Origin of the sequence: Streptomyces zhihengii (assembly GCF_016919245.1) — a bacterium.
GTDB classification, from domain to species: Bacteria; Actinomycetota; Actinomycetes; order Streptomycetales; family Streptomycetaceae; genus Streptomyces; species Streptomyces zhihengii.
Genome location: NZ_JAFEJA010000002.1, coordinates 553,979 through 567,352 on the forward strand (window position 1 = coordinate 553,979; position 13,374 = coordinate 567,352).

Below are 13,374 nucleotides of genomic sequence, written 5' to 3' on the forward strand. Positions count from 1 at the left end.
CGGCTCGTCAACGGACTTCCACGACGTCGGCGCGCCTGCGCCCGCATCGGACTCCTCGCCTGCCAGCAGCTCCGCCAGATGCCGTGCCAGCGACAGCGGAGTGGGGTAGTCGAAGACGAGCGTCGCGGGGTGGGCCAGACCGGTGAACCCGGACAGCAGGTTGCGCATCTCGACCGCCATCAGCGAATCGAAACCGAGATCACGGAACGCCCGGTCGGGCTCGACCTCCTGCGGACCGGCGTGCCCGAGAACACCCGCGGCCTGCTCACGCACCAGGTCCAGGAGCATCCGCGAACGCTGCTCGGCCGGAGCCGAGGCGAACTTCCGCAGCAGTTCCGCCTCGGGCTCCCCGCCCGGGGCCGACTGCAGCAGCTCGGCGGCCTCCAGGTGGTCCGCCAGCAGCGGACTGGATCGATACGCGGTGAACCGGGGCCCGAAGACGGCCCAGTTGATGTCCGCGACGGTCAGGTTCGACTCCTGCGCGTCGACGGCCTGCGCCAGCGACCGGATCGCCAGACCCGGGTCCATCGGCATCAGCCCGTGCCTGCGCAGATAGTCCTCCGTCTCGTCCGGCGTCGCCATCCCCCCTCCGGCCCACGGGCCCCAGGCGACGGACGTGCCCGGCAGCCCGCGGTCGCGGCGGTGCTGCACCCAGGCGTCCAGGAACGCGTTGCCGGCCGCGTACGGGCTCTGGCCTCCGCTGCCCCACGTCGCCGAGACCGACGAGAAGACCACGAACAGATCCAGCGGCAGCTCCCGCGTCAGCTCGTCCAGGCACTTCGTCCCCTCGACCTTGGCGCGCAGCACCGTGGTGAACGCCTCCGAAGTGGCGTCCTCCAGCGGCTGCGGAACGTCGAGTCCGGCCGCGTGCACGACACCGGTCAGCGGCCACTCGGCGGGCACATCCGCGACGACCCGCGCGAGGGCGGCCCGGTCGGCCACGTCGCACGCGGCCACCGTCACCCGAGCGCCCAGAGCGACGAGTTCCTCCACCAGGCCGTCGGGCGCGACGCCGCCACGGCTGGTCAGCACCAGATGCGGCACACCCCGGCCCGCCAGCCACCGGGCCACCTCGGAGCCGAGCGCCCCCGTGCCACCGGTGACCAGGACCGTGCCCGAGGGCTGCCAGCCCGCACCGGCCACGGCCGCAGGCCTCGCACGCACCAGCCGCCGGCCGTACACACCGGAACTGCGGATCGCGATCTGATCCTCACCGCCGCCGGCGGCCAGCACACCCGCGAGCCGGGCACCCGCCCGTGCGTCCACGACCTCGGGCAGGTCGACGAGACCGCCCCAGCGGGCCGGCACCTCAAGTGCCGCGACCCGCCCCAGACCCCACACCGTCGCCAGGTCCGGGTTCTCGATCCGGTCGGAACCGCCGACCGACACCGCGCCCCGTGTCAGCACCCACAACGGCACCAGCACCGGGCCCAGACGCTGCACCACGGCCAGCGTCTCGGCCAGATCATCGGCGACCAGCACCACACCGGCCAGCTCGGGCAGCTCCGCCACCTCCTCCAGCGACACGCCGATCACGGTCGCGCCTGCGGTGGTGAGGGCGGTGGTGAGGGCGGTGGTGATGTCGGTGTCCTCGGGTCCGATGAGGGCCCAGGTGCCGGTCAGTGGTGTCGGCTGGTGGGTGTCGAGTGGTGTCCAGGTGATGCGGTAGCGCCAGGAGTCGGTTCGGGAGCGTTCGCGTCGGCGTCGTCGCCAGGCGGAGAGGACGGGGAGGACGTCGCCGAGTGCGGTGGGGGTTTCGGGGAGGTCGAGTTCGGTGGCGAGTTGCTGGAGGTCTTCGCGTTCGACGGCGTCCCAGAATCCGGTTTCGGTGGTGGGGGTGGTGAGGGTGTCGGGTGCGGGTTCGGGCCAGTAGCGCTTGTGTTGGAAGGGGTAGGTGGGGAGGGTGATGACGCGTCCGCCCCAGCCGGTGTGCAGGGTCGTCCAGTCGACGGTGGCGCCGGAGGTCCACAGGCGGCTGAGTGCGGTGAGGGCGGTGTCGGTCTCGTCGCGGTCCTTGCGCAGGACGGTGGCGAACACGGCGTCGGTGGTGGTGTGCTGGGCCATGCCGGAGAGGACCCCGTCCGGGCCGAGCTCCAGGCAGCGCGTGACGCCTTGTGCGGCGAGGGCGGTGACGCCGTCGGCGAAGCGGACGGTGTTGCGGATCTGACGGAGCCAGTAGTCCGGTTCCTGCATCAGCCCCGGTTCGGCGACGGCGCCGGTCAGGTTGGAGACGACGGGGATCTGCGCGGGGTGGAACGTCAGCCCTGCCAGCGTGTCCGCGAAGTCGTCCAGCATGGGTTCCATGAGGGCGGAGTGGAACGCGTGCGACACGGTGAGGACGGTGAACTTGCGTCCCTGTTGGGCGCAGTGGGTGGTGTAGCGCTCGATGGCGTCGAGGCTGCCGGAGAGGACGACGGAGTCGGGGCCGTTGACCGCGGCGATGTCCAGGCCGGAGTCGGCGACGTCCGCCTCGGTGGCCTGGACGGCGAGCATGCCGCCACCGGCGGGCAGCGCCTGCATCAGGCGGCCGCGCTCGGCGACCAGCACGCACGCGTCGTCGAGGTCGAGGATGCCCGCGACGTGCGCGGCGCTGATCTCGCCCAGCGAGTGGCCGAGCAGGACGTCCGGGGTGACGCCCCAGGACTCGACGAGGCGGAAGAGGGCGACTTCGAGGGCGAAGAGGCCGGCCTGCGCCCACATGGTCCGGTCGAGGTCGGTTCCGTCGGTCAGAACGTCGCGCAGGGGGCGTTCGAGGCGCAGGTCGAGGCGGGCGCAGACCGCGTCGAAGGCGTCGGCGAACACCGGGAACTGCTCGTAGAGCCCCAGGCCCATGCCGGCGCGCTGCGATCCCTGACCCGTGAACAGGAACGCCGTCCGGCCCTCGGTGGCGACGTCGGAGGCGAGGGTGGTGTCCTTCGTCAGGACTGCGCGGTGCTCCAGTGCGCTGCGGGTGGTCGCGAGGGACCAGCCGATGTCCACCGGGTTCAGCTCCGGGCGCTCCGCGACGAACTCCCGCAGCCGCTCGACCTGTGCCCGCAGTGCGGTCTCGGTCTTCGCCGACACCAGCCACGGCACGGGTCCGGGGGTGGGTGCCGTCGCGGATTCCTGAGCAGGCCGCGGTTCAGGTGCTTGTTCGAGGATGACGTGGGCGTTGGTGCCGCTGATGCCGAAGGACGACACCGCCGCGCGGCGCGGAAGGTCACCGGTTTTGGGCCAGGGGCGTGGTTCGGTGAGGAGTTCCACCGCGCCCGCCGACCAGTCCACCTGGGTCGACGGCTCGTCCACGTGCAGGGTCGGGGGCAGCACGCCGTGCCGCAGGGCCATCACCGTCTTGATGACGCCGGCGACTCCTGCGGCGGCCTGGGTGTGGGCGATGTTGGACTTGACGGATCCGATCCACAGCGGTTCGCCTTCGGTGCCCCGGTCCTGGCCGTAGGTGGCGAGGAGTGCCTGGGCCTCGATGGGGTCGCCGAGGGGGGTGCCGGTGCCGTGGGCCTCGACCATGTCGATGTCCGCGGTGGTGAGGCGGGCGTTGGCGAGGGCCTGGCGGATGACCCGCTGCTGGGCGGGGCCGTTGGGTGCGCTGAGGCCGTTGGAGGCGCCGTCCTGGTTCACGGCGCTGCCCCTGAGGACGGCGAGGACGTGGTGCCCGTTGCGCCGTGCGTCGGAGAGCCGTTCGACCAGCAGCAGGCCGACGCCTTCGCCCCAGCCCATGCCGTCGGATCCGGCGGCGAAAGCCTTGCACCGGCCGTCGGAGGCCAGTCCGCCCTGCCGGTCGAACTCCGCGAAGACTCCCGCGTTGATCATCACGGTCACGCCTCCGGCGAGGGCGAGGTCGCATTCCCCGGTCCGCAGTGCCTGGGCGGCCAGGTGCAGGGCGACCAGGGAGGAGGAGCAGGCGGTGTCGACGGTGACGGCGGGGCCTTCGAGGCCGAAGGTGTAGGCGACGCGGCCGGACATCACGCTGGTCGCGTTGCCGGTCAGCAGGTGTCCTTCCGCGCCTTGCGGCATCTGCATGCCGGTGCCGTATCCGGAGGTGGTGCCGCCGACGAACACGCCGGTGGACGTGCCGCGCAGGACCGCCGGGTCGACCGACGCCGATTCGAACGTCTCCCAGGCCGCTTCCAGGAGCAGCCGCTGCTGGGGGTCCATCGCGAGGGCCTCGCGCGGGCTGATCCCGAACAGGCCGGCGTCGAAGTCGGCGGCGGTGTCGAGGAACGCGCCTTGGCCGGCCAGTGCGGCGGGCCAGCCCCGGTCCGTGGGGAAGGGGCCGACGGCGTCGCGCGCGTCCTCCACCAGGTTCCACAGCGCCCCGGGTGAGGTGACGCCGCCGGGGAAGCGGCAGGCCATGCCGACGATCGCGACCGGCTCGTCCACCGCCACGGCCGTGGGCACCGTCTGCGCGGGTGCCGCGGCCGCGCCGCCGTCGAGGTGGGTCAGGAGGAAGTCGGTCAGGACGAGCGGGGTGGGGTGGTCGAAGACCAGGGTCGCGGGCAGCCGCAGACCGGTCGCCGACTGAAGACGGTTGCGGACCTCGACGGCCATCAGCGAGTCGAAGCCCAGATCCCGGAACGCCCTGGAGGGCTCCACGGCCTCCACGTCGGCGTGTCCCAGCACCGCCGCCGCGTGTGTCCGCACGAGTTCCGCGACCAGCTTCCGCCGCTGTCCGGCGGGAACGGAGGCAAGGCGCTGCCGCAGGCCCGCCGAACCCGCGGTTTCCTGCCCCTCCTCCAGCGACTCCGCAGAGGCGAGAGCCTCGGGCAGTGCGGAGAGCAGTGCGCTGGGGCGGATCGCGGTGAACGAGGGCGTGAAGACGGGCCAGTCGATGTCGGCGACGGTCAGGTGCGACTCTCCGGCGTCGACGGCGGCCGCCAGGGCCCGCATCGCCGACGTCGGGTCCATCGGGACCAGCCCGCGCCGGCGCAGTTGCTCCAGCGCACCGCCCCGGACGGCCATTCCGGCACCGTCCCAGGCTCCCCACGCCACCGACGTCCCGGCCAGCCCGCGCTCACGGCGCCGCTCGACCCAGGCGTCCAGGAACGCATTACCCGCCGCATACGCGGCCTGGCCTCCGCTGCCCCAGACAGCGGCACCCGAGGAGAACACCACGAACAACTGAAGCGGCAACCCCTCCGTCAGCTCGTCCAGGTGCACGGTCCCGTCGACCTTGGCCCGCAGGACCGATGAGAACTCTTGTGGGGTGACATCGTCGAGCAGTTGCGGCGCGTCGAGTCCGGCCGCGTGGACGATGCCGGTCAACGGCACGTCGACGGGCACATCCGCGAGGACCCGCGCGAGAGCGTCGCGGTCGGCGACGTCGCACGCGGCGACCGTCACCCGAGCGCCCAGGGTGGCCAGTTCCTCGACGAGACCGTCGGGGGCCACGCCGGTGCGGCTGGTCAGCACCAGATGCGGCACGCCCCGCCCGGCCAGCCAACGTGCCACTTCGGAACCGAGCGCCCCGGTGCCGCCGGTGATCAGGACGGTGCCCGACGGGGGCCATCCCGCATCGGTCACCGCCGCAGGTGTCGCCCGGACGAGGCGGCGGCCGAACAGGCCGGACCCGCGGACCGCGATCTGGTCCTCCCCGTGACCGGCGGCGAGGACGGCGGCAAGCCGGTCACCCGCCCGCGCATCGATGGTCTCGGGCAGGTCGACGAGACCGCCCCAGCGCTGCGGATACTCCAGCGCCGCGACCCGGCCCAGACCCCACACCGCCGCCTGCACCGGATCACCCGCACGATCCGACGCACCCACAGCCACAGCGCCCCGCGTCACCACCCACAACGGCGCACCCGACCCCGCATCGCCCAACGCGCGCAGCAGTACCACCACACCCGCGAGCTCCTCGGACACCACCGAGGCCGCGCCGGTCACCAGCACCACACCGGACACGTCCCCGAGCGCCGTGATCCGCTCCGCCAGCACATCCCGCTGCGACAGCGCGTCCACCGGCAGACCCACCACCGAGGCACCCGCACCCGACAGCGCCGCGACCACCCCATCGTCCACCCGGCCCGCCACCACCCACGTGCCGGACAGCCCCACGGACGCCGGAAGACCGGCCAGCGGACTCCACGTCACCCGGTAACGCCAGGTGTCGACCATCGAACGCTGACGGCGTTCGCGCCGCCACGACGCCAGCGCCGGGACCACCGACCCCAGCACCCCCGGCGCCTCCGACAGTTGCAGGGTGCCCGCGAGTTCGTCCAGGTCCTCCCGCTCGACGGCATCCCAGAAACGGGACTCCACCGGGTCGCCGGCGGCCCCCTGAACCGGCAGTACCGGGGCGTCCAGCCAGTACCGCTGGCGCTGGAACGCGTAGGTCGGCAGCGCCACACGACGACCCGTCAGGACCGTCGTCCAGTCCACGTCGACGCCCGCGACCCACGCCTCGCCGAGCGCGGACAGCACCCGGCGCAGCCCGCCCTCGTCCCGGCGCAGGGTGCCGAACACGGCGGCGTCGGTGCCGGTCGCGTCGACGGTCTCCTCGATCCCAACCGTCAACACCGGGTGGGCGCTGACCTCGATGAACGTGCGCATGCCCTGGTCGAGCAGAGACCTGACCGCGGTCTCGAACTCCACCGTGGAACGCAGGTTGTCGAACCAGTACTGAGCATCCAGTGCGCCGTCGACGGCGGCACCGGTCAGCGTGGAGAACATCGCCACCGAACCAACCGCCGGACGCACCTCCGCCAGATCCGTCAGGATCCGCTCCCGCAACTCCTCCATCTGCGGCGAATGCGACGCATAGTCCACCGGAATCCGCCGCGCACGGATCTCGCGCCGCTCACACTCCGCCACCAACTCGTCCAGCGCCTCAACAGAACCGGAAACCACCGTCGACGACGGGCCGTTCACCGCCGCCACGGACACATGCCCGTTCAGGCCGGAGGCCAGCTCCTCAACCACCGCGCGCCCGGCCGCGACGGACACCATGCCGCCACCACCCGCGACCGCCAGCAACGCCCGCGACCGCAGAGCCACCACCCGAGCCGCATCCTCCAACGACAACCAGCCCGACACACACGCCGCGGCGATCTCACCCTGCGAATGCCCGACCACCACCGACGGCGAGACACCAGCCGACCGCCAGACCTCGGCCAGCGACACCATCACCGCCCACAACACCGGCTGGATCACATCCACCCGGTCCAACGGCTCATCGTTCAACAGCACAGCCGTCAACGACCAGTCCACATGCGGCGCCAACGCGGCCTCGCACGCCACCAGCCGCTCCCGGAACACCGGAGACGACTCCCACAACTCCCGCGCCATCCCCAGCCACTGAGACCCCTGACCCGGGAACACGAACACCACACCACCACCGGCAGCAGCACCGGCTCCGGTGGCAGCGGACAGGCCGGTGAGGAGCTCGTCCCGGCCCTCACCCACCACCACGGCACGGTGCTCCAGCGCGGCCCGGCCCGTCGCCAGCGACCAGCCCACATCCGCCGGAGCCAGCTCCGGCCGCTCCGCCACGAACGACCGCAACCCCTCGACCTGCGCCCGCAACCCCGCCTCGGACCCCGCCGACACCACCCACGGCACCGGCCCCGGCCCCGACACCGGCCCCGACATCGGCAGCGGCCCCGGCGCAGGGGTCTGCCCGGGATCCTGAGCGGGCTCGGACGCAGGTGCCTGTTCGAGCACCACGTGCGCGTTCGTGCCGGACATGCCGAACGACGACACCGCCGCACGCCGCGGACGACCCACCTCAGGCCACGAACGCGCCCGCGCCAGCAACTCCACCGCGCCGACGGACCAGTCCACGTGCGGTGACGGCTCGTCGACGTGCAGCGTCGCCGGCAGGACGCCGTGCCGCATCGCCATGACCATCTTGATCACACCCGCGACACCGGCCGCGGACTGGGTGTGGCCGATGTTCGACTTGATCGAACCGAGCCACAGCGGCTCGCCGTCCTCGCCGCGCTCCCGGCCGTAGGTCGCCAGCAGTGACTGGGCCTCGATCGGGTCGCCGAGCCGCGTGCCGGTGCCGTGGGCCTCGACGGCGTCCACGTCCGCGCCCGTGAGCTGTGCGTTCGCCAGTGCCTGGCGGATCACCCGCTGCTGCGACGGACCGTTCGGCGCCGTCAGACCGTTCGACGCACCGTCCTGGTTGATCGCGCTGCCCCGCACGACCGCCAGCACCTCGTGCCCGTTCCGCCGGGCATCCGACAGCCGCTCCAGCATCACCAGGCCGACGCCCTCGGACCAGCCCGTGCCGTCCGCCGCCGCCGAGAAGGCCTTGCAGCGGCCGTCCGACGCCAGTCCGTCCTGCCGGTCGAACTCGACGAACGCACCCGGCGTGGCCATCACCGTCACGCCTCCGGCCAGCGCCATGTCGCACTCACCGCTGTGCAGCGCCTGCGCCGCCAGATGCAGGGCCACCAGCGACGACGAACACGCCGTGTCCACCGTCACCGCCGGGCCCTCCAGCCCGAACGAGTAGGCGATGCGGCCCGAGATCACGCTGTTCGCCGTCCCGGTGAGGAGGTGTCCCTCCGCACCCGGTACTCCTGCCGCTCCATATCCGGAGGAGGCCGCGCCGGCGAACACGCCCACGCTCCGGCCGCGCAGCGACCGCGGGTCCATGCCGGCCGACTCGAACGTGCTCCACGCGGCCTCCAGCAGCAGCCGCTGCTGCGGGTCCATCGCCAGGGCCTCGCGCGGCGAGATCCCGAACAGGCCGGCGTCGAACCCGGCGACGTCGTCCACGAATCCACCCAGCTGCACGATGCGGCCGGATGCGGCGCTCGGCCAGCCACGGTCGGTGGGGAACGGCGCGATGCCGTCCTCCCCGTCGACGACCAGCCGCCACAGGGCTTCCGGGGAGGTCACGCCGCCGGGGTAGCGGCAGGCCATGCCCACGATCGCGAGCGGCTCCCGGGTGTCGGCCCGTGTCGGCGTCGGCGTCGGCGTCGCGGGGGAGCGGTCGGCCTCGCCGAGCAACTGGCCCGTCAGGTACTGCACCAGAGCCAGCGGCATCGGGTAGTCGAACACCAGGGTGGTGGGCAGTTGCAGCCCGGTGCGGGCGACCAGCAGGTCGCGCAGCTCCACGGCGGTGAGCGAGCTGAACCCGAGGTCCTTGAACGCGCGTCCGGGGTCGAGGGCCTGCGGGTCGGGGTACTGCAGGACGGTCGCGACGGCGTCCCGGACCAACTGGAGGAGGATCCGCTGGTGCTCGGCGACGGGGGAGCCGGCGAGCTGCGTCCGGAGTTCGTCCCCGGCGTGCGAGCCGCTGCCGGGGACGGCGCCGCCGGCCGCCGCGGCGGCTTCCGACAGGTCGGACAGCAGCCGGCTCGGCCGCACCAGGGTGAACGTCGAGGCGAACCGGGACCAGTCCACATCGGCGACGGTCACACAAGCCTGCTGCTGCTCGATCGCCTGCGCCAGCGCGAGCACGGCCAGGTCCGGGTCCATCGGGGACAGCCCCTGACGGCGCAGCAGCTGCTCGGCCTCGCCCCGGGCGGCCATGCCCGCCCCGGCCCACGGGCCCCAGGCGATCGAGGTGGCCGGCAGTCCGCGATGACGGCGGCCCTGTGCCCAGGCGTCCAGGAACGCGTTGCCGGCCGCGTACGCGCCCTGGCCGCCGCTGCCCCAGGTCGCCGCGATCGAGGAGAACACCACGAACTGGTCGAGCGGCAGGTCCCGGGTCAGCTCCTCCAGCAGGACGGTGCCCTCGGTCTTGCTCCGCATCACCCGGGCCATCGCGTCCGGGCCGGTCCCCTCCAGCGCCGCGGGCTCGTCTATCCCCGCTGCGTGGACCACACCGGTGAGAGGCCACTGCTCCGGAATCGCGGCGATCACCGCCGCGAGGGCGTCCCGGTCGGTGACGTCGCACGCGACCACGGTCGCCCGCGTGCCGAGCGCGGCCAGCTCCTCCAGCAGGCCTTCCGGGGCCACGCCGCTGCGGCTCGTGAGCACCAGACGCGGAGCGCCGCGGCCGGCGAGCCAGCGCGCCACCACCGCACCGAGCGCGCCGGTCCCACCGGTGATCAGGACCGTCCCGGCGGGGTTCCACTCCGGGGCGGTCCGGCGCGCCGGAGTGGCACGCACCAGGCGGCGGCCGTAGACGACCGGCCCACGGACGGCGACCTGGTCCTCGGCGCCGTCGGCGAGGACGCCGACGAGCCGCGCGGACGTCTGCTCGGTCCACTGCGCGGGCAGGTCGATCAGGCCGCCCCAGCGGTGCGGCAGTTCGAGCGCGGCGACCCGCCCCAGGCCCCACGCCGTCGCCGACGGCGGGTCCGCCGGCCGGTCCGACGAGTCGACGGACACCGCGCCCCGGGTCAGCACCCACAGCGGCGCGGCGGCGTCACGCAGGGCGTGCACCGAGGCCAGCACGTCCGCCCAGCCCTCGGCGACCAGCACGACACCGGCGACGTCCGGTACCGAGGCCGCCTCGTCGGCCGGGGCCACCACGACCGTCGCGTCGGCCGCCTCCAGGGCCGCCACGACATCGCCGTCCGCGCGCCCGCACACCACCCAGGTGCCGGAAAGAGAGGCCGAGGACAGTCCGGTGAGCGGCTTCCAGGCGATCTGGTAGCGCCACGAGTCGACGGCGGCCTGCTCCCGGCGCTGCCGGCGCCAGGACGTCAGCGCCGGCAGCGCGGCCTCCAGGCCCGCCAGCTCCCGCAGGTCGCCACGCTCCACGGCGTTCCAGAACTCCGTGTCCGCGACGTCGGAGTGGCCGGCCGGCGCCGCGGCCTGCTCGGGCCAGTACCGGTCACGCTGGAACGCGTACGCCGGCAGATCGACGACCCGCCCGCCCCAGCCCGCGAACACCCCGGCCCAGTCGATCTCGACACCGGCCGTCCACAGCCGGCCCACGGCGCCGATCGCACAGGCGGTCTCGTCCCGGTCCTTGCGCAGCAGCGGTACGAGGACGGCTTCCCCGGCGGTCTCGCGCGCCAGCCCGGACAGCACTCCGTCCGGGCCCAGTTCCAGGCACCGGGTCACGCCCATGGCGTCCAGCGTCGCGACGCCGTCACCGAACCGCACCGTCCGCCGGACCTGCTCCAGCCAGTACTCCGGGCGCTGCATCAGACCCGGTTCCGCCACGGCGCCGGTCAGGTTGGAGACCACCGGAATCCGCGCCGGGTGGAACGTCAGCCCGGACAGCACGGCGGCGAACCGCTCCAGCATCGGCTCCATGAGAGCGGAGTGGAACGCGTGCGACACCGACAGGACGGTGAACCGGCGGCCCTGCTCGGCGCACACGGCGGCGTAGCGCTCGATCGCGTCCACGCCGCCGGACAGGACGACGGAGTCCGAGCCGTTGACGGCGGCGACGTCCAGGCCGGAGCCGGCGACATCGGCCTCGCCCGCCTGCACGGCGAGCATCCCGCCACCCTCGGGCAGCGCCTGCATCAGCCGGCCCCGCTCGGCCACCATCACGCACGCGTCGTCCAGCGACAGGATGCCGGCGACATGCGCGGCGCTGATCTCGCCCAGCGAGTGCCCCAGCAGCACATCGGGGGTGACACCCCACGACTCGACCAGTCGGAACAGGGCCACTTCGAGGGCGAACAGGCCCGCCTGCGCCCACATGGTCCGGTCGAGGTCGGCGCCGTCGGCCAGGACGTCGCGCAGCGGACGCTCCAGCCGCGCGTCCAGCCGGGCGCACACCGCGTCGAACGCTCCCGCGAACACCGGGAACGCGCCGTACAGCTCCAGCCCCATACCGGCGCGCTGGGAGCCCTGGCCGGTGAACAGCAACGCCAGCCGACCGCCGCCGACCTGGCCGGACGTCATCTGCTCGCCCGTCGCGCCCGTCAGCACCGCGCGGTGCTCCAGCGCTGCCCGCGTCGTCGCGGTCGACCAGCCCACGTCCACCGGGTCCAGACCGGGCCGCTCGGAGATGAACGACAGCAGGTTCTGCACCTGCTCCCGGAGCCCCGCCGCCGTCTTCGCCGAGACCAGCCACGGCACCGTCCCCGGCCGCACCACGCGCGCCGGTGCCACCTCGTCGGCGGGATCCGGGGCCTGTTCGAGGATGACATGGGCGTTGGTGCCGCTGATGCCGAACGAGGACACCGCCGCGCGGCGCGGACGGCCCGCCCCGGGCCAGGGACGCGCCTCGGTGAGCAGCTCCACAGCGCCCGCCGTCCAGTCCACCTGGGTGGACGGCTCGTCGACGTGCAGCGTCGCCGGCAGGACGCCGTGCCGCATCGCCATGACCATCTTGATCACACCCGCCGCACCCGCGGCCGCCTGGGTGTGACCGATGTTCGACTTCACCGACCCCAGCCACAACGGCTCGCCGTCGGGCCCCCGCTCCCGGCCGTACGTCGCCAGCAGCGCCTGCGCCTCGATCGGGTCCCCCAGACGGGTGCCCGTCCCGTGGGCCTCCACGACGTCGACGTCCGCGCCGGTGAGCCGGGCGTTCGCCAGCGCCTGCCCGATCACCCGCTGCTGCGAGGTGCCGTTCGGGGCGGTCAGCCCGTTGGACGCGCCGTCCTGGTTCACCGCGGTGCCCCGCACCACGGCCAGCACATGGTGCCCGTTGCGCCGGGCGTCCGAGAGCCGCTCGACGACCAGCACGGCCGTGCCCTCCGACCAGCCGGTGCCGTCGGCGGCGGAGGCGAACGCCTTGCACCGCCCGTCCGACGCCAGCCCGCCCTGCTGCGCGAAGTCCGCGAACACACTCGGCGTGGACAGCACCGTCACACCGCCGGCCACCGCCAGATCGCACTCACGCGACCGCAGCGCCTGGCAGGCCAGATGCAACGCCACCAGGGACGACGAACACGCGGTGTCCAGCGTCACCGCCGGACCCTCCAGCCCGAAGGCGTAGGCCACACGCCCCGACAGCACACTTCCGGCGTTGCCCGTGCCCAGGAACGCCTCCACCCCTTCCGGCAACGCGCTCATGCTCGACGCGTAGTCGTGGTAGATCAGCCCCGCGTACACACCGGTCGACGAGCCCCGCAGCGACAACGGGTCCAGCCCCGCGTTCTCGAAGGCCTCCCACACACCCTCCAGCAGCAGACGCTGCTGCGGGTCCATCGCCAGGGCCTCCCGCGGACTGATCCCGAACAGCTCCGCGTCGAAGTCCCCGGCACCGGCGACGAACCCACCGACCCCGGACACCCCGCCCCAGGCCAGATCCCACCCGCGGTCGTCCGGGAAGTCCGTGATCCCGTCCCCGCCGTCCACGACGAGGTCCCACAACCCCTCCGGCGAGACCACACCGCCCGGCAGCCGGCACGACATCCCGACGATCGCGATCGGCTCGCGCTCCGCCGCCTCGATGTTCCGGAGCCGCTGCTTGGTGGTGTGCAGGTCGGCCGTGACCCGCTTGAGATAGTCCCGCAGTTTCATCTCGTCGGACATCAGGGCCTCTTGGTGTGTCGTGGTCGGATCCGGGAA

1 pseudogene is annotated in these 13,374 nt (G+C 73.3%); it reads right to left on the reverse strand.

The features are described from left to right. Window positions 1-120: 120 nt before the first annotated feature. Window positions 121-13,218: pseudogene (locus tag JE024_RS41315) on the reverse strand (type I polyketide synthase); the annotation flags it as partial. Window positions 13,219-13,374 lie beyond the last annotated feature (156 nt).